Source organism: Modicisalibacter radicis (assembly GCF_900961225.1).
GTDB lineage: Bacteria > Pseudomonadota > Gammaproteobacteria > Pseudomonadales > Halomonadaceae > Modicisalibacter.
Window position 1 is genome coordinate 10,457 of sequence record NZ_CAAHFN010000074.1, and the last position, 19,141, is coordinate 29,597.

Annotated in this window: 13 protein-coding genes; all 13 read right to left on the reverse strand. The window is 63.5% G+C overall.

Annotation, left to right across the window (positions count from 1 at the left end):
* Nucleotides 1-55 precede the first annotated feature (55 nt).
* The 13 genes from HR9077_RS13770 to cysQ all read right to left on the reverse strand — a co-directional run bounded on the left by HR9077_RS13770 (nt 56) and on the right by cysQ (nt 18,992).
* On the reverse strand, nt 56-2,521 hold the full coding sequence (locus HR9077_RS13770; protein ID WP_136067577.1) for a glycosyltransferase: 2,466 nt from the start codon (nt 2,519-2,521) through the stop codon (nt 56-58).
* The gene (locus HR9077_RS13775; protein WP_136067578.1) at nt 2,518-3,552 is read right to left on the reverse strand and encodes a glycosyltransferase family 4 protein; all 1,035 of its coding nucleotides are present in this window, start codon (nt 3,550-3,552) and stop codon (nt 2,518-2,520) included. The genes HR9077_RS13770 and HR9077_RS13775 overlap by 4 nt, the downstream gene beginning before the upstream one ends.
* Nucleotides 3,549-5,111: a class I SAM-dependent methyltransferase gene (locus HR9077_RS13780; RefSeq protein ID WP_136067579.1), complete on the reverse strand. Its 1,563-nt coding sequence runs from the start codon at nt 5,109-5,111 to the stop codon at nt 3,549-3,551. Before HR9077_RS13780 ends, HR9077_RS13775 begins: the two co-directional genes overlap by 4 nt.
* A complete protein-coding gene (locus HR9077_RS13785) occupies nt 5,108-6,352 on the reverse strand; it encodes an ABC transporter ATP-binding protein (RefSeq protein WP_136067580.1) in 1,245 nt (414 codons plus the stop codon). Before HR9077_RS13785 ends, HR9077_RS13780 begins: the two co-directional genes overlap by 4 nt.
* 10 nt (nt 6,353-6,362) lie before the next feature.
* The gene (locus HR9077_RS13790) at nt 6,363-7,166 is read right to left on the reverse strand and encodes an ABC transporter permease (protein ID WP_136067581.1); all 804 of its coding nucleotides are present in this window, start codon (nt 7,164-7,166) and stop codon (nt 6,363-6,365) included.
* Between the two features lie 31 nt (nt 7,167-7,197).
* On the reverse strand, nt 7,198-8,412 hold the full coding sequence (locus HR9077_RS13795; protein ID WP_168380959.1) for a glycosyltransferase family 4 protein: 1,215 nt from the start codon (nt 8,410-8,412) through the stop codon (nt 7,198-7,200).
* Nucleotides 8,413-8,419: 7 nt separating this feature from the next.
* Nucleotides 8,420-9,595 (reverse strand): glycosyltransferase, encoded by a 1,176-nt coding sequence (locus HR9077_RS13800; protein ID WP_244613239.1) that lies wholly within the window; start codon nt 9,593-9,595, stop codon nt 8,420-8,422.
* A gap of 40 nt (nt 9,596-9,635) precedes the next feature.
* On the reverse strand, nt 9,636-11,102 hold the full coding sequence (locus HR9077_RS13805) for a mannose-1-phosphate guanylyltransferase/mannose-6-phosphate isomerase (RefSeq protein WP_136067584.1): 1,467 nt from the start codon (nt 11,100-11,102) through the stop codon (nt 9,636-9,638).
* 14 nt (nt 11,103-11,116) lie between these two features.
* Nucleotides 11,117-12,466 (reverse strand): undecaprenyl-phosphate glucose phosphotransferase, encoded by a 1,350-nt coding sequence (locus HR9077_RS13810; protein ID WP_244613241.1) that lies wholly within the window; start codon nt 12,464-12,466, stop codon nt 11,117-11,119.
* A gap of 29 nt (nt 12,467-12,495) precedes the next feature.
* Nucleotides 12,496-14,004 carry a TolC family outer membrane protein gene (locus HR9077_RS13815; RefSeq protein ID WP_244613242.1) on the reverse strand — a complete coding sequence of 503 codons (1,509 nt, stop codon included), beginning with the start codon at nt 14,002-14,004 and terminating at the stop codon, nt 12,496-12,498.
* 2 nt (nt 14,005-14,006) lie between these two features.
* Nucleotides 14,007-15,374 carry an HlyD family type I secretion periplasmic adaptor subunit gene (locus HR9077_RS13820; protein WP_136067585.1) on the reverse strand — a complete coding sequence of 456 codons (1,368 nt, stop codon included), beginning with the start codon at nt 15,372-15,374 and terminating at the stop codon, nt 14,007-14,009.
* Between the two features lies 1 nt (nt 15,375).
* A complete protein-coding gene (locus tag HR9077_RS13825) occupies nt 15,376-17,169 on the reverse strand; it encodes a type I secretion system permease/ATPase (protein WP_136067586.1) in 1,794 nt (597 codons plus the stop codon).
* 335 nt (nt 17,170-17,504) lie between these two features.
* Nucleotides 17,505-18,992, reverse strand: coding sequence for a 3'(2'),5'-bisphosphate nucleotidase CysQ (gene cysQ, locus HR9077_RS22390; RefSeq protein WP_348532930.1), 1,488 nt, complete (start codon nt 18,990-18,992; stop codon nt 17,505-17,507).
* Nucleotides 18,993-19,141 lie beyond the last annotated feature (149 nt).

Below are 19,141 nucleotides of genomic sequence, written 5' to 3' on the forward strand. Positions count from 1 at the left end.
CGCCATATAAACGGTTAGCTTTGGTTGATTATCGCTTGCCTGGATGACCCGTGCCTCAGGCAACGCCCGCCAATGCGCGCACCGCCGAGGCCCAGGCAAAGTGGCGTTCGGTGCATTCGCGGGCGCGGGCTATCCGCGCCTGGCGCGCCGCATCGTCGCTGCCGAGCAATTCGCCCAGGGCGCGCGAAAACGCCGCGAGTTCGGCCAGCCAGACGGCGTCTTCGGCGAAGTCCAGCCCACGGTTGCCGAACGGGGTGGTGAGCACCGGCACGCCGCTGGCGGTGTAGTCGAGCATCTTCAGATTGCTGCCGGAGCCCGAGGTCATGGGATTCAGGGCGACATCGACGCTGGCCAGCAGCACGCGCAGCTCGGCATCGCTGACCCGGCCCAGGGCGCGCACGTTGGGCGGCAGGTAGCGAAAGTCGGGGTGATCGCAGAGGCTGCCGGCGAGGTAGAAGACCACCCCCGGGTGGGTCGGCGCCAGCCGCCGGCAGATGAACTCGGCAGCCTGCAGGTTGGGGCCGTGCCAACTGCCCAGGAACAGCGCCACCGGCCGGTGCTGGCCGAGCCGCGCCTGCCAGCGCCGCCGGGAGGGCATGTCGATCATCGCCAGGGCCGACAGGTCGGCGCAGTTGGGCACCACCCGCCCCTTGTCGACGGGTAGCTGGTAGCGCTCGCGGAACAGCCGCAGGTCGCCCTCGGCACAGGCCAGCAGCTCGCTGCTTTCCTGGCAGGCGCGGCGCTCGGCCTCTTCGACCTCGGCCAGCGCGGTTTCGGCCTCGGCCACGCCACGGCCCAGCGAATCGTCGAGAATCGCCCGCTTCAGGTCGCGCTCGACGTTGTGCGACTCGTACAGCCAGGGGCCGTCGAAATGCTCGCACAGCGCGTGGACGAGATAGGGGTGGGCGCATACCCCCAGCGTGGCGTGGACGGCGTGGCGCGTCAGCGCGGCGATGAAGGCGGGGTTGTCGCGCCAGCCGTGGATGGCGGCAATGTCGTCGACCGGCGCTTTCAGGGCCTGGGTTAGCTCGTGCAGGCGGCGCGCCTGGGCACGGCTGAGCGGCACGCGATGCTCGGTCACGCCGGGGGCGATGGTCTGTTCGCGCTCCTCGTCGTCGGGGCCGGTCAACGAGAGCAGCGTGACGCGCACGCCGAGTTCGCTGGCGACATGCCGGTAGAGGTGGAACATGCGGTTCTGGCCGCCGCCCATCGGCGGGTAGACCGGAAAGGTGTTGAGCACCAGCCAGTGCGCCCCGCCACCGATGCCGGTGACGACGGGAAATTGCGGGTCGGCCTCTCGCGGCGTGTCGGCGAGCAGGTGATCGACGGTCTGGCGCCAGTTGACATGGGCGACGCGCGCGCGGGCGTTGTCGCCCATCCGGCGGGTGCGCGCACGGTCCGCGGCGGCCTCGCTCAGCGCCTCGGCGAGCGCGCGCTCGGTGGGCTCAACACTCCATCCGGTGACACCGTGCTCGACGAATTCGTTGACGCCACCGGCATCGGTGCAGGTGATTACGGCCTTGCCGGCGCCCATCGCCTCGACGGTGATCAGCCCGTAGTCCTCATCAAAGGGCAAAAACGGCACGGCGAGCGCGTCGCGGTACTGGGCGACGATCTCGCTGTCGCGGACGAAGCCGAGAAAGCGCACTCGCGGGTCGTCACCGGCGAGCGCCTTGAGTTCGGCCTCCTGCGGGCCGGTGCCGGCGATACGCAGTTCGATGTCGGCCTCGCTGCGCAGAAAGGCGCGCAGCAGCAGGTCGATGCGCTTGGGGCCGTCGAGCCGGCTGACGGTAAACAGGTAATCGTGATTGCGGCCTTCGAATAGCGGCAGGTCCGAGGGGTGGTGAATCACCTGGATGGGCACACCACGCGGGAAGTAATCGGCGCGGCGGGTGACGTTGCGCGAGATGGCGGCGTAGCGGCGGATCGCGCTCGGCGCCAGGGCGATGGCATCCAGGTGATGGACGATGGCCCGGGTCAGCGGGCCGGGAAAGGCGAACAGCCCGTCGCGGGCGGCCCCGGGCAGGCCGCTGCCGTGCAGCAGGGCCTGGACGACGCCGAACAGCTCGGGTAGCTGGGCGCGTTCCGGCGTGGCCTCGAGCAGCTGCTTCAGGCGCTTGAGCCGCGGGTGGTGACGCAGCAGGCGGATCGCCTGGCGGCCCTTCTCCCCCGGCCAGGCCTCGGGCTCGAACGGGGCATGCTCGGCGCGCTGCGGCCAGGGGTAGGTATCGTAGAGCCCGCGCAGGGTGTGTTGCAGGTACAGGTGATGGTCGGGATGTTCGACCATCCAGGCCGGGTACTTGGTAGAGATGACCCGGTCGAAATGGCTCAGGTCCAGCTCGGCGAAGCGCTGGTAGCTGGCGATCAGTTCAGGAAAGTTGCGCTCGGCGCTGGGCAGCTTGATCAACTCGAGCTGATGATCGCTCAACTGGTTGGCGTGATGCTGCAGGCCCCACCACAGCTTTTCGGCCCCGCCGACGGCAAACGGCACGCCACTGGGCGCGACGAGGGCGATCTTCATGCGCCCTCCCCGAGTAGCGAGGCGACGACCTGCTGCCAGCCGATGCCGGCGCGGTGGTAGGCAGCCTGCCCGGCGCGGCCCATCTCGGCGCTGCGCGCGCGGTCGGCCCAGGCGTCATCGATGACGGCGGCAATCGCCTCGGGCTCGGCCGGCAGCACCCAGCCGGTTTCGCCGTGTTCGACGAATTCGCGTGGGCCGCCACTGTCCTCGCAGGTGATCACCGACTTGCCGGAGAGCATCGCCTCGAGGGTGATGTAGCCATAGTCCTCGTCGCGTGGGCCGAAGAAAACCGCCAGGGAGTGAGCGTACCAGGCGCGCTTTTCAGCCTCGCTGAAGCGCCCGGTGAGGCGCACGCGGTCGTGAAGCCGGTAGCGTTCGATCAGCTGCTGGTAGCGCCCGCGCTGACCGCCGTCGCCGGCGATGAGGATGCGCGCCGGGCTCTTTAGATGACGCGCGGCTTCGATCAGCAGATCCTGGCGCTTGAGGCTTTCCAGCCGGCTGGGGCAGAACACGTAGCCCCAGTCTTCGTCGCAGTAGAAGCGCTCGGCATCGAACGGCGGGTGGTACAGCGGCGTGGCGTCAAGCGCGTTGTAGTGCGCAAGACGCTCGGCGACCCGCCGCGAATTGGCGAACAGCCGATTGGCGCGGGCCAGGTGGCGGTTGTCGTAGGCGTGGATGGCGTCGCGCAATTCACGCTGGGCGGCGGTGGCCTGGTCGTCTTCCCACAATTCATACATGGCGCGGTGCTGATGCATCACCCAGACCACATGGTCGGGGTGATTAACGCCGTAGCCGGGAAACTGCAGGCTGATGACCTTGTCGATGGCCACGCCGTTGGGAGCGGTGAAGTCCAGCGTTTCGGCGTAGTCCATGGCACGCTGGATGTCGGCTTCGGGCTGGAAGCGAAACGGCAGCCTGAGCAGCTCGACCTCGTGGCCGTGCTCGCGCAATGCGCGGGTCACGCCTTCGATGTGATAATCGGCGCCGCCGCGCATGAATGGAACGAGATTGGCGGTAACCAGCACTCTCACGGCCGCGCCTCCCCGGCCGGCGCGCCTTCATCGCTCGCGGCTTCCAGCTCACGTGCACCGGCGGGCGCAGCCTTGCGGCCGACCACGGCGAAGTCCTGCGGGCCGCACAGATGACCATTGACGCGCTCAGTGAGCGGGTCGTCGCCGGGCACCTTGGCTTCTTCCGGGTAGGGATTGAAGCGGCGCACCTCGACATCGGCGAACCCCAGGTAACGCAGCAGGAAACTCATCGCCGTGGGCGTCAGCGGGTTGAGGTGCGTGGGGTCGTGATAGAAGGTGTGGCTGCCAACCAGCAAGTTCTCGGGGTTGGGCGTTTCGACGATCAGCACGCCACCCGGCGCGAGCACGCGCTGGGCTTCGTCGATCATCGCGTACAGCGCCGCGAACGGCAGGTGCTCGGCAAGGTGGAAGGCGCTGATCAGCGCATGGCTGTCGTCGCCCTGCTGGCGCAGAACCTGGATGATGTCGCCCTGCTCGACCTCGAAGCCGGCGTCGCGGCAGTGATCGATCATGGCGACGTTGAGGTCGACCCCGTGTGGCACGAAGCCCTGCTCAGCGAGTAGCTTGAGCCATTCGCCACGCCCGCAGCCCAGGTCCAGCGCGCGGCTGCCGACTTCAAGGGCCTGGTCCCACTGCGGCTGGTACTGACGCAGGTGGGCGTAGATCGCCGCTTCGCTGCCGCGGCAGGCGTCCTCGAAAGCCAGGTAGTAGGCGTCCAGCAGGTCCTGGTTGAGCAACTCGCCCGCCTGCGCCGTGGGCGCCGCCGCGGGGGGCTCGACGAGGCGTTCCACGGCGCGCCGGTGCTGCTGCAGCGCACTCCATAGCGCCGGCTGGTGGCGCTCGATCTCGTCGACTCGCTGGCTTTGCTGCTGGGTGGACTCCGCCTGCTCGGTGAAACGCTCGTCGTGCACTTTCAGACGCTGTTCGTGCGAATTGCCGGCGGCCTGCTGACGCTGCAATTCGCCATCGAGTTCGATCAGCACGTCGCGCATCAGGGTATCGCGACGCTCGGCGCGATCCTCGAGCGAGGCAATGCGCTCCATCAGCCGCATGCGCGGACGCAAGGCGATCGATGCCAGCCGATAGGCCAGGCGCATCGGCGGGCGCAGTACGCGGCCCAGCGGCCCGAGGCGGCCGACCAGGCGGAAGGGCAGCGTGAGCATGCCCCGCCGCGGCACGGTCACGCCATGGCGCGCCAGGTAATCCCGTGCCTCGTCGGCACACAACAGCTCGGCGAGAACGTACAGGCGCCCGGCGCGGGGCAAAACGCCCAGATAGTGGCTGAGCCCGTCATGGTCCGCGTCGCGGCCCATCAGGGTTCGGTAGACGCGCTGCAGGAAGATTTCGTCGCCATGATGGGCGGCGACGAGCTCCTCGAGCCTCGGCCTGAGCGGGTCGCTGACGCGCAGCGGGTCGACGGTGTCGTCGAGCAGTTCGCCAAAGCGCTCGCGGTAGGCGAACGGAGGCGGCTCGGTGGTGGCTTCGTCGGCTTCGACTTGCCGGGCCACGGCCTTGAGACGGCCGATCAGGCTGTCGATGGAATCGAAAGTCTGGGTCATGACTGGCTTTCCTGGCGTTCGGTCGGCTTGCCCGTGTGCTGGGCAGCGACCGGGGTCATCTGGATGTCCGTGGGGAGCCGGCAGATACCGGAGAAGAGATGCTGCTTGTAACCGGCCACTTCGAATTGCAGATAGCTGTCGCACCACCAGTAGCAGTCCTCGAGATGATGCTCGCGACTGTGCAGCGCCACGGTGACCGTGTACTTGCCGGGGGCGATATTGGCGTCAAGCCGTAGCCGGGTCTGCTGGTGCTCGCCGGCTCCCAGGCTCAGTGTCTGGCCCAACTGAAAGGTGTTGACGCCGAAGATGTCCTGGCCGAAGCGATCGCGTATCAGCACGCCGAGGGTGACGTCGTCGACGGCCTCGCGGGCTTCCAGCGTCAGGTCCAGCTCGAGCCGTTCGCCACTGGCCAGGGTACTGCTGAGGCTGTCTTCGCCGAACAGCGCACCGTCGATGACGCTGATCTCGCCGCTGCCGTAAGCGCGGTCGTTGCGCTGCTGGTGTCGCCCCTCCTCCTCTTCGGCCTGGCGCGCCATGATCCGGTTGTAGAGGTTGACGGCATCATCGGCGTTGCCGTTGTAGGCCAGTTGCCCACCTTCAATGACCAGCGCGCGGTCACAGAGCATCTTCACGGCGTTGAGATCGTGCGAGACGAACAGGATCGAGCCGCCACCATCCTTGAACTCGCGGATGCGCTTCATGCATTTCTGCTGGAAGTAGCCATCGCCCACCGACAGGGCCTCGTCGACCAGGAAGCAGCGCGGGTCGGCGTGAATGGCGATGGAAAAAGCCAGGCGCATCGACATACCCGACGAATAGGTGCGCAGCGGCTCGTCGATGTAGCCGCCGAGCTCGGAGAACTCGACGATGGTGTCGCGCTTGGCCTCGATCTCCTCGTGGCTCATGCCCAGCATCAGGCCGTTGGCGGTGATGTTCTGCAACCCGGTGAGCTCGGGATTGAAGCCGGTACCCAGCTCGAGCAGGCCGGTGATGCGCCCGTCGATATGGATCGTGCCACTATCGGGCAGCAGCACCCCGGTGAGCAGCTTGAGCAGCGTCGACTTGCCGGCGCCGTTACGCCCCAGCACACCGAGCACTTCGCCGGGGGCGACCTGGAAGCTGATGTCCTGCAGGGCGTGATAGCTGGTGTGCCGACACTTGCCGGTCACCGCTTCGAAAAACCGGTCGAGCGGGCGGTGAAAGAGCTTGAAGGTCTTGCTGAGTCCCTGGATTTCGATCATGGCTCTCTCCCTAGAGGCAGTCGCGAAGGTCGCGTTCGGTGCGGCCCAGCAACCACAAAGACAGGCACAGTATCAGCACGGTGACGGCGGTAAAGATGCCGAGCGGCAACAGCTCGGGCAAGCGCTGGTACATGATCAGGTCGCGGTAGGCGTTGACCAGCGTGAAGAACGGATTGAGCTGCATCCAGCCGAGTACCCAGGGCGGCAGGATCTGGGTGACGTAGACGATCGGCGTTACCCAGAACCAGACCTGCAGCACCACGGCGACGACTTCCTTGATGTCCTTGAGGTAGACCGCCATGATCGCCAAGCTCAGGCCGACCGCGTAGACGCTCAGGCATTGCAGGCCATAGACCACCGGCACCCCGACCCAGTAGGCCGACAGCGGAAAATCGATCAGCAGCAGGAAGCCGACGAAAAAGCCCATGCTGATGATATAGACGATGGTTTCGGCGAGCAGCACCGACAGCGGCAACGCCAGGAGCGACACGCTGACCTTGGTGACCAGATGACTCTGATCCTTGTAGAGGTTGGTGATGCGGCCGAGGCTGTTGGCGAAGGCGGTCCAGGCGAGCACACCACAGATCAGATAGATGCTATAGGAGTATTGGTCGATCTCGGCGCCGAAACCTTCGAGCTTGGCGCCCATGATCCGCGAGAAGACCAGCACGAATACCAGAATATTGACCAGCGGCGCAATGAAGGTCCAGGTTGCGCCGAGCAGCGAGCCGGAGTGGCGCTCGATGAGGTCTTGCCGTGTCAGGTGCAGGATGACCGGCAAGCTGGCACGTATAGCGCTAAGGCGTTGTCGCATGAAACGTATCGCTAAATTGAAGGGTGACTTGTTAACGCGTGGCTTGTAGGAACGAGGCTTCCAGGGCATCGGCCGATTTCTGCCAACTGAAGGATCGAGCGCGCTGACGCCCGGCTTCACGTAGCTGCCCGGCCAGAGTCGTGTCGTCCTGAAGCTTGATCAGGGCGCCGCGAATGGCCTCGACGTCGTCCGGCTCCGCCGTGAGCGCTGCCTCGCCCGCCACTTCGCGTGTCGCCGTCTGGTTCGCTGTGAGCACCGGTACGCCGGCGGCCATGGCTTCGATCACCGGCATGCCGAAACCTTCATAGCGAGAGACGTAGGCGAAAATCGTGGCGTTGGCATACAACGCCGGCAGGTCCTGATCGCTGACGTAACCGAGCCGACGTATCCTTCCTTCCTCGAGCGCTCGCGCAGCGCCATCCGGCAACCGCTCGTCGCCCCAGCCGGTAATGCCGACGACCAGCAGCGGGCAGTCGCGCTGACGCTCGTGAGGCAAACTGAGAAAGGCACGTATCAACGTCGTCAGGTTCTTGCGCGGCTCGAGCGTCCCCACGCTCAGGCAGTAACGGGCGGGCAGTCCGTGAGTCTTGCGAACCCGTTCGCACTGAACTGGATCGACTTCGAAGAAACGCGACGCCACGCCTGGCGGTACGAGATCGATCCGCTCGGGAGCAACGTTGAACAGGTCGATCACTTCGTTGGCGGTAAATTGCGAAACCACGTTGATACGCGTCGCGCGGGCGACGCTCTGGGCCAGATGCCGATTGAAAAAGGCCGTTCGCTCCTTGGGGTGATATTCGGGAAAGCGGCAATGCGACAGGTCGTGCAGCGTGACGACACTGCGTCCCGGCCACGGCAGTCGTATGAAATTGGGCTCCCAATAAAGTGTATCGTGCACGTCCCGGCTGACCAGGGCATGCATACGTAGACGCTGAGCGAATGCCTGGCGATAGGCGAACCGTGTCAGCGGGTTACGCAGATACCGTCTGGCGAATTGCCAGGCACCGACTCGGGCACGCGCTGCGCTGGCGCTACCCGGCTCGGCAATACCCTGCGAAGCGGAGGCATTCAGCAAGGGATGGTCGACGGTGACTGCGTTCAGCCTCAACCCGGCCAAGCCGAGCAGCGACGACACGGGACCGGCCGCCTGCTGGCGGCCCGCCAATTCACGGGTCAGCTCCCTAGTGTAATGGCCAACGCCGGTCAGTGGACTCAGCAAGGGTTGTAAATTGACGATGACTTGCATGGGCGACTCAGTCATTGAACGCAAGTGCCGGCATGCAGCCAGCCAACTGCTGATGGAGGTTATGGTAAAAGGCGTCGTGGCGGAACCGCCGGGCCTGGCTAAGACAATCCGCGGCATCGAAGGTACGCGCTTCGAAACGCTCGAGGGCCGCCAGCAAGCTGTCGACCGTCTGCTTCTCGAAGAAGCAGCCCGTGGCGTGCGCCATGCCCTCCTCGCCGCGCACCGTCTCGCGCGCTCCACCACTGCCGTAGGCGATGACCGGTGTGCCGCATGCCTGAGCCTCGAGCGGGGCGATACCGAAATCCTCGTCGGCCGCGAAGACGAACCCGCGCGCATGCGATAGCCGCCGCTGCAAGTCGTCAACGGGTAGATAGCCCAGAATTTCGATGTTTTCCGCGCCTTGCGCCAACTGCTCGAGTCGCTTGCGCTCGGGGCCATCGCCGATTACCAGAAGCCGGCGCTGAGGAGTCTGACGGAATGCCTCGATGATCATGTCCTGACGCTTGTAGGGAACCATCCGCGAGGCGGTGAGGTAATACTCTTCGCGCGGGCCGGCATGAAAAGGGAATGCATCCAAGTCGACAGGCGGAGGCACGATGACCGACGAGCGCCGGTAATACTTGGTAATGCGCCGCGCGACGTTCTGTGAGTTGGCGATGAACAAATCGACTTGGCCGGCGGTCATGTAATCCCACTGCCGCAAACGGTGCAGCGTATAACGCATCAACCAGTTCAATGGCGGAAATGTGACCCTAGAATCGGCCAGATAGGCCTCCTTCATCTCCCATGCATAGCGCATGGGCGTGTGGCAATAGCACACGTGAACCTGGCCCGGATGGGTCATGACGCCCTTGGCGACGGCATGGCTGGACGAAATTACCAGGTCGAAGCCGCGTAGATCGAACTGTTCGATAGCATAGGGCATCAATGGCAAATAGTGCCGATAATGCCGCCGCGCGAACGGCAGGCGCTGGATGAGACTGCAGTGAACGCGATGCCGTGAGATACGTTCGCGCATCTCGGCGGGCATAAAGTCGACAACGGTATAAATATCTGCCTGAGGAAATGCCTCAAGCAGCGCATCGAGTACCTTTTCCGCGCCACCACGAGCAACCAGCCAGTCATGAACGATTGCTACACGTAATGGAGCTGCCGCATCACGCAGCGATTCCAACGCTTTCACGGTTGTACCGTCTGAGACTTCTGTCGGTGCAAGCGAGACATCATGCATTCGCGTCGACACCGGGCACTAGCGTCTCGACCCTCCCGTAGACGTCATCGAAACGCACGATATCATCTTCCCCAAGATAGCTGCCGGTTTGCACCTCGATCAGTCGCAGCGGAATCTTTCCCGGGTTTTCCAGCCGATGCACGGTCCCCAACGAAATGTAGGTCGACTCGTCCTCGGAAAGCAAAAAGCTGTTCAATGTGTCGTCGTTGCCTTGCCCCTGGGTAACGCGCGCGGTGCCCTGGACGACGACCCAGTGCTCGGCACGATGATGGTGCATTTGCAGCGATAGCGTATGCCCGGGGTTGACGACGATCTCCTTAACCTGGAAACCTTCGCTGATCACCATGGTGCGGTAGTGCCCCCAAGGCCGGTAGACGCGTTGATGGCTGTGGCACTCGCTACGCTTACGCGACTTGAGCACATTGACGATCTGCTTGGTGTCCTGGGCATGGTCGCGATCGGCCACCAAAACGGCATCGTCGGTTTCGACGATGATCAGGTTGTTGACGCCGACGGCGGCAACCAACCGAGACTCGCTGCGCACGAAGTTGTTGCGCGATGCATGCAACAGCACGTCACCCTGGACCGCATTGCCTTCGGCGCCGGCATGTTGTGCCTTCAGGTCGTAGAGGGAGTCCCAGGCACCGATGTCATTCCAGCCCGGATCCATTGGGATTACAGCGGCGTGGCGAGTGCGCTCCATGACCGCATAGTCGATGGAGTCGCTACGGCATTCGGCAAAGGCGACGCTATCGACGCGCAGAAAATCGAGGTCTTCACAGCGATCGTGATAAGCAGATTCACATAATTGCAGTATATCCGCTGCATGCTCGGTGAGTTCTGCCAGATACTGACGTGCCCGGAACAGGAAAATTCCGCTGTTCCACAAATAGTCGCCACTCTCCAGATATTGCTGGGCACGCTCTGTATCAGGCTTTTCGACGAAAGCGGACACGCTGAAGCCTGCCCCCTGCTGCTTGCCCTTGCGAATGTAGCCATAGCCTGTATTGGCGTTCGCCGGCTGGATGCCGAAGGTCACCAGACTACCGCTTTCGACCATGGAAACGCCATCGGATACGGCGCCAAGGAAAGCCTCCGGCTGTTCGATGACATGGTCGGCCGGCATTACCAGCAACTGCGGATCGTCCTCGAGCTCCAGTGCGGCCATGGCGGCCAACGCCAGTGCCGGTGCAGTATTGCGGCCTTCCTTTTCAAGCAGGATGCGTGCCGGCGTGATGCCCAGGTTATTGAGCTGCTCGGCGACGAGGAAGCGGTGTTGCTCGTTGCAGACGATCAATGGTTCCCGGCAATTCGGCAGGCCCTGTAGGCGCAGCACGGTTTCCTGCAGCAAGCTGTGGGTATCGGAGTTCAGCTTGAGGAACTGCTTAGGGTAATGTTCGCGTGAGACAGGCCACAGACGCGAGCCGGAGCCGCCGGACAAGATGACGGGTATGATCATGAAAACTCCTGAATTTAGGGCTTGTCGTTGACAAATCCCCGCGTAACTGTCAGCAACAGTATCTTGAGATCGAATCCCAGCGACCAGTTATTGATGTAATACAGGTCGTATTCGATACGTTTTTCCATGTCGCTGACATCTTCGGTGATACCACGCAGACCATGAACCTGCGCCCAGCCGGTAATCCCCGGCCGGACGCGGTGACGCTGCATGTAAGCACCGATCATATCCTTGTACAAGGCATTATGGTCCATTGCGTGGGGCCTGGGGCCCACCAATGACATGCGACCCTGCAATACGTTATAGAACTGCGGAAGCTCGTCAAGGCTGGTTCGCCTCAGCCACTGGCCAAGCCGGGTAACCCGTCCATCCTGATGCTGCGCCTGTCGAGTGCTGCTACCTGGCTCATGCTGGTGCATGGTGCGAAACTTGTAGATGCGGAAGCGTTTGCCATCCAAACCGTGACGATGTTGCTTGAACAAGATCGGGCGGCCCATGGTCACCCAGACCCCGAGAGCGACGAGCAGCATTACCGGCACGAAAAGTACGAAGAGCAATGTTCCCAGGACGCGGTCCTCTAGCGCCTTGGCGATGCGCGCCGGACCGCGCAAGGGACTGTAGTTGAGGTCGATGGAGAACATGTCGGCGACCTGGGTCATACGATGATTGAGCAGCCGCACGTCAGTCAGGTCGGGGAAATAGCGCACATCGACAGGCACGGCGATCAGTTGGTCGGCCAGCGCCTTGACGGTATTGCCGTGACTCAGCGGATAGCTGAGCCAGATTTCATCGAATGATCGGCTGAATATGGAATCACCTACCAGCAGGCGAACCTGATCGAGAACATGAGCTTCGTCCTCGTGCACGATCAGCCTGTCGATGCGATAGCCCGCATAGGGGATTTCGGTCAACCTCTGACGCACCTGATCGACGTTCTCGGGCCGGCCGATGAACAGTACTGACTTGAGGTTGTGCCCGCTCGCGCGCAAGCGGCGCAGATAAACATACAAGAGCCCCCTCGCGAGCAAGCCGATCACCAGCACACTCAAGCAGGACAGCCCCATCCAGAGACGCGAATAGATATAGCCGCTCTGTGTGATGACCAGAAAAGCGCTGATCAGCAGCACGGTGACCGCCCAACTGATGATGTAGGTGCCGAACATGCTGAATATGCTGCGGCCACGCCATGCCTGGTAGAGACCGAACATTTCCCCCACTGCTGGTAATAGCAATGCCCCTGTGATGATCAACAGTGGATATTCGATCCCGTAGACATAATCGAGATTCGGAAGGCACCAAAGGAAGAAGGCGCCGACGGCCATGGCCAAGGCAGCATCGAAGCCACGCATGGCCAGACGTAACATTTCATTGCTCGTTCGCGATGCCATGGCTTTTAACCGGTAACGCGAGACAGCAGCGCCATGGTATCGACGAGATCCTGCGTACCCAGGTCGCCGACGGCTGCTTGGAGATTTAACCGGTCGAGCAAGTATTGACGCACGACCTCGACGAACTGGATACGCAGATCGTACAGATCGGCGCGGGCATCGAGCACGTCGACCAGATCGCGCAGCCCCAGCTGTTCCCCCTTCTCGGCGGCCTGCAGGAACAGGTTGCTGGATTCGATGGAGCGCTTGAGCGCTTCGATCTGGCGCTCGTCGCCCCTCAGGCTGCGCAGTCGCTGTCGCACCTCTTGGCGGGCCAGGTTGAGGGCGTTGGTGTAGCCGGCCTGGGTGGCCTGTTGGGTCAGCTCGCCCTGCCTGACGCTGGCACTGGTGTAGCCGCCCTGATAGATGGGCACGTTCAGGCGCAGGCTGGCCGAGGCATCCTCGCTTTCCCGGTAGGGATCGTTGGAGGCACGGTCCGAGTAGGAAAGGTTGAGGTTGAGCTCGGGATAATGCCCGGCGCGACGCACGCTGGTATCGGCCTTGGCGATTGCCATCTGTTGCTTGCCGAGCGCGACTTCGACATTGTTGACGGTACGCTCGAGCCAGGGATCGGCTTCGACCCAGCCGCCCGGCAGCGTCAATCCACTCAGATCACCCAAGTTGGAGCCTCCGAATCGCGGCAGTTCTCCGGTCAGGCGCTCCAGCGAACTCAGTGCATTGTTGAGCTCGTTCTCGGCACGCACGGCATCGGCTACCGCCTGGTCGAGCCGCGATTGCGACTCGAGCAGGTTGATACGATCGCCGACCCCTAGATCGTAGGCGCGTTGGGCCTGCTTGACCTGCAGGTTCAGCGATTCCTGCTTGGAATCGAGCAGGCCGAGCTTGCGCGAGGCGAGAAAGGCATCGAGATAGGCTTCGGCGACCTGGAGCGCCAGATCGCGTTCACCCACCGCCACTTTTAATTGTGCCGCTTCGCTCTGCGCCTCGGCCTTGTCGACCTTGCGCCAGCGCTCGAGGCTGAACAGTGGCTGCGAAAGCTGGACCTGCCAGGTCTCGTCGCGGGTAACGCCCTGATAGCGCGCCTCGTAGTCGTCGCTGGCGCCGCTGAGCTCGTTGTCGGGGTTGTAGGATGGGTTATCGGTATAGTAGTTGTCCGACTCCTGGTATACATAGCCGGCACTGGCCGATATTTGCGGCTTGAGCCCCGCTTGAGCCATGGGCACCTGCTGCGCGGTAGCCTCGGCATCGTAGCGTTGGCTGGCCAGGTCGGCGTCATTCTCAAGCGCTAGAGCAAACAGCCGCGGCAGCGAGGGCAGCGGCTCGTTGCTGGCCGCGAACACACTGTCCTCGTCTGGGGCGCGCGCACCTTGCGCGGGCTGGCCGCTCATGGCCGGCAAGCCGGTATCGATCTCGTCGAGCGCTGACGTCGCCTGGGCCAGAGCCAGCGGCGAGAACACCTGCGCTACCAGCAGCAGGCCGGGGAGCATCATCCAAAGCATGCGGTCCTGTCCCATGCTCATTCCTCCCGCATGGCGCGCGCCAGCATGTCGGTGATCGGCTTGGTCATGTAGCTGGCGAAGGTGCGCTCGCCGGTGCGGATCATCACCTCGGCGGGCATGCCAGCTAGCAATTGCATGTTCTCGGTCATTTCGCGCTTGCCCTCCTCGGTCACCTTGACCCGTGCCTTGTAATACTTGGCCCCGGTGGCTTCGTCCTCGAAGGAGTCGGCGCTGACATTGATCACTTCGCCGTCGATGACGTTGGACAGCCGCTGGTTGAAGGCGCTGAAGCGGATCTCGGCGTACTGGCCGGGGAAGATGTTGTCGATGTCGCGATCGGGAACGCGCGCCTCGACGACGAAATTATCACCGGACGGTACGATCTCCATGATCGGATCGCCGGGCTTGATTACCGCGCCGACGGTATGAACTTTCAAGCCGACCACGGTGCCAGTCACCGGCGCGGTCACCGTGGTGCGCTTGACCTGATCGCTGAGCGCGGTGATGCGCTCCTCGGCATCGGCAATGTTGGCCTGGGCCTCGCGCAACTGCTCGCCGATCTCCTTCTGGAATTCCTGGATCTTGACCTGCTTCTGCACCTTGTTTTCGCTGATCTGCGACTTGAGCTCGGCGATCTTGGAGCGATTCTGGGCGATCTCGCCCTTGAACTGCATGACCTGACGCTCCAGCTCGCGCAGGCGCTGGTTGTCGCCCAGCCCCTCCTTGAACAGCGAGCGGTAGTCCTCGGCCTCTTCCCTGAGCGAGGCCATGCGTGACTGGTTTACCTCGATCATGCCCTGCAGGCCGTCGATCTGCTCGCGCATCTGGGCCATCTGCTCGTCGAGGGCGCTGAGAGTGCCCTCGAGCGCGCCGCGACGCGCCTGGAACAGCGCGCGCTGGACGGCCAGCACTTCCTTGACGCGCTGGGCATCGCTGTTGAGCAGTTCATCGGGGAAGGTCAACGACTCGGCGCCCTCCTGCTCGGCGAGCAGACGGATCTCGGCGGCACGGTTGATCAGGTACTGGGAGCGCGAGATCTCGAGCTGCGAACTCGCCTGGGTCTTGTCGATCACCAGCAGGGTATCGCCGGCGTCGACGTGGTCGCCATCCTCGACGTTGATCTCGTCGACGATGCCCCCTTCCAGATGCTGGATGGTCTTCTTGAACGACTCGACCGACACCGACCCCGGCGCCACCACCGATACGGCCAGATCGGCGGTTGCCGCCCAGCCACCGAAGCCGCCAAAGGCCACCAGCAGAATCGCCAGCCCAAGACGCCGATAGCGCTTGTCGCTGGTGGGAAGCGAACTGGCCGGCGCCGCATCGTCGGAGGTCAGCTGCCGAGGCGGCGTGATGTCGATACTGCGATGATTATCGCCTGCCATGTCACTCATGCTCCCGGGATTGCGGCTGGTCGGAATTGCCGGAGGTGCTCGCCCCCTGAACGGCGGTGAGTCGGCCGGTATTCGACCGACCCAAGGCATTGTTGCCCTTCTGCGCCGGCGTCTTGGCGAACTGGGCCAGGACCTGATCGCGCGGGCCGAACATGCTGACCTGGCCTTCCTTGAGTACGAGCAACTTGTCGACGTGCTTGAGTACGCTATTTCGGTGGCTGATCACGAACAGCGTGACGCCTTCGCTCTTGAGCTGCTTGATCGATTCGCCCAGCGCGCGCTCGCCGCTGTCGTCGAGGTTCGAGTTGGGCTCGTCGAGCACCACCAGCACCGGGTCGCCATACAACGCACGGGCCAGCCCCACGCGCTGGCGCTGACCACCGGAGAGTGCCCCGCTGGCGGCATTGATGTAGGTGTCGTACCCATTGGGCAATTGCAGGATCATCTCGTGCACCCCGGCCTTCCTGGCGGCGGCGACCACCTTTTCGGCGTCGACCTCGCCGAAACGAGCGATGTTCTCGCTGATGGTGCCGTCGAACAGCTCGATGTCCTGGGGCAGATAGCCGATGTGCGGACCGAGTTCATCACGGTTCCACTGGACGATATCGGCGCCGTCGAGACGTACCGTGCCGACCTGCGAGGGCCAGATGCCCAGCAGCACCCGCGCCAGGGTCGACTTGCCGGCGGCGCTGGGGCCGATGATGCCGATATGCTCGCCCTTGGCGACGCTGAAGTTGATGCCGCGGATCGTCGCCATGCGCACGCCTGGCGGCGCGGCGGCAACGCTCTCGATGGCGATGTCGCCACGCGGCGCGGGCAGCGACATACGGCGCTGCTCGTCAGGAATCTGTTCGAGCAGCTCGTTCAGGCGGTGATAGGCGCTGCGCGAACTGACGAAGCCCTTCCAACTACCGATCATCTGGTCGATCGGCGCCAGCGCCCGGCCCATCAGTATCGAGCCGGCGATCATCATGCCCGGGGTCATCTCGCCTTCGAGCACCAGCAGTGCACCGAGGCCGAGGATCAGCGACTGGAACAGCATGCGCAGCACCTTGGAAGCGTTGGTCAAAGCGCCTGCGCGGTCGCTGGCCTGCGACTGTTTGGAGAGAAATTCGTGATGTTTGCCGGCCCAGCGCCCCATGATGCCGGGCAACATGCCCATGGCGTGCAGCACTTCGGAGTTGCGCAGGTTGGAGTTGGCCAGATCCTGGGACTTGATATGATCGTTGTTGGCATCGGCCAGCAGTGTCTTGGTGGCTTTTTCGTTGGCAATCGCCAGCACCAGCAGGATGATACCGGCCGCGGTGGCGAAAAAGCCCAGCCAGGGATGAAAGAGATAGAGCACCGCCAGGTAGATCGGCACCCAGGGCGCGTCGAAGAAGGCGAACAGGCCGTTGCCGGTGAGAAACTGCCGCAGGTTGGTCAGATCGCTCAGCGGCTGTGCGGTCTGCTTGCCCTGGGTCAGCACGCTGCGCCGGAACATCGCGCTGTAGAGACGCTCGTTGACCAGCTTGTCCAGACGGTTGCCGACACGAATCAGGATCCGCGAGCGCACCAGCTCCAGCCCCCCCATGACCATGAACAGGAACACCACCACCAGCGTCAGCATGAACAGGGTTTCTTCGCTGCGCGAACTGATCACCCGATCGTAGACCTGCAACATGTACAAGGGGGGCACCAGCATCAATAAGTTGATGAACATGCTGAAAAACCCCACCGAGAAGAATGACCCGCGACACACCTTCAGGGCGCGCTGCAGATCGGTGGCTTCTTTCTGGGTGGCCATGCAATCGCTCGCTATAGGACGAAGAACAGAGGGTGTAACGTCGGCAGGCGTCCGGGCCCGGACCGACCGGGCGCTAAGGATACCAGAATCTGGCCGGCATCATGAGAGGTCGTAGAATAGTTCGAGACGACGAAAGCGGCGCCCCGATTAACTGGCTGGGAATGCGGCTATTCGGTCAATCGGGTCTCGCGGGTGGCGGCGACCCGCGGGGCGTGCACGGCACCGAGCATCGGCTCGGTCACCTGGTCTGCAGCGATGGGAATGGCGGGCCCAGGGGCAGGGCCATGCACCGAATGGACAGCCGCCATTCGGCAGCACACAACCACATGACTCTCCTAGTTTTTTTTATCCAGCCGTTCAAAAATGGCTGCGAAGAACACCGCGACGTCCTGCTTCGTCGGATCGTGGCTGACCTCGGGGTTCTCGGGCAGCTCGTAAGGACTGTCAATTCCAGTGAAGTTCTTGATCTTCCCCGCGCGCGCCTTCTGATAGAGGCCCTTGGGGTCTCGCTTTTCGCATTCCGCAAGTGGCGTCGAAAGATATACCTCGATGAAATCGCCCTCGTCGAACAGGGCGCGCACGGTGTCGCGGTCTTTCTGAAACGGCGAGATGAAGGCGGTAACAACGATGGTGCCGGTTTCGACGAACAAGCGGGCAACTTCGCCGATCCGGCGGATGTTCTCGGTACGGTCGGCTTCGCTCATCCCCAGGTCCTTGCACAGCCCGTGCCGAAGGTTGTCACCGTCCAGCAGCATGGTGTGATAACCACGCTGGTTGAGCTCCACTTCCAGGGCATTGGCTAGCGTCGACTTGCCGGCGCCGGAAAGGCCCGTGAACCAGATGCACCTGCCCCCATGACCCTTGATGCCGGAACGCATCGACGGTGTCACACTGGTGCGATTCCAGATCACGTCGGCCTTGCTGTCGTGGTCCCGGGTCTCGTACGGCAGCGTCTTCAGTTGAAGATCTCCTCCCTTTTCCTTGCCTAGCCCCAGGCTTAGGCGAAGCGCACGCTCCCAGCGCTCGTCGCGTTGGCCGCAGACGATGAAGAAGGGATTGAGCACGCTTTCCTGCCGGTTGCAGCGCAGCGGCTCGAGCGTTTCGACATCCAGCACCTGGCCGCCGGCGGCGGTGACCACGGCCTGGGCGGCGGCGGTGTCCCATTCGCAGGTGGGCGCGAGCCGTGGGTAGAGGTCCGCTTCGCCCTCGGCGACCAGGCAGAGCTTGAGCGAGCTGCCCATGGAAACGCGCTCGTTGGCCGGCAGGTGATGGCAGAATGCCTCGAACTCGGCGACGCCGTGGGAGCGGCTGCCGACGACCTTCCAGACGGCCTGCGCGGGATCGGGCAGGCGGCGCACCTGAATGGCCTCCGGCGCTGCATCGCCCTGCTGCTTCCAGGCGCCCTCGCCCACTTGCCCGAACCAGGTGGTGCCGCCCTCGCCGACCACAGGGGCGTGCACGACGCCGAACACCGGCACGCCCGACTCGACCAGCGCCACGTTGAGAGTGAACTCGCCGCTTTTCTTGATGAATTCCTTGGTGCCGTCCAGCGGATCGATCAGCCAGTAGCGTTGCCAGTCGCGGCGCGTGGTATAGGGAATGTCGCCGGATTCCTCGGAGAGGATCGGCACGCCGGGCGTCAGCGCTTCCAGCAGCGCCACCAGCGCATGGTGCGAGGCCATGTCGGCCTCGGTCAGCGGGCTGTCGTCGCTCTTGGTTGCCACCTCGAAGTCGCGCCGGTAGATGGCCAGCACCGTCTCGCCGGTCTCGTGGATGCCCTCGACGAGGCGCTTGCGGATGTCGTCGGTTACGAAATCGGTCAAGGGGACTCCTTAGAAACAGCTACGAGCTTCGGGCTTCGAGCGCCAGGTTCGGGGCGCTGTGAAGAGCGGCTTCGGGCTTCGGGCTTCGGGCTTCGGGCTTCGGGCTTCGGGCTTCGGGCTCCGGGCTTCGGGCTTCGGGCTTCGGGCTT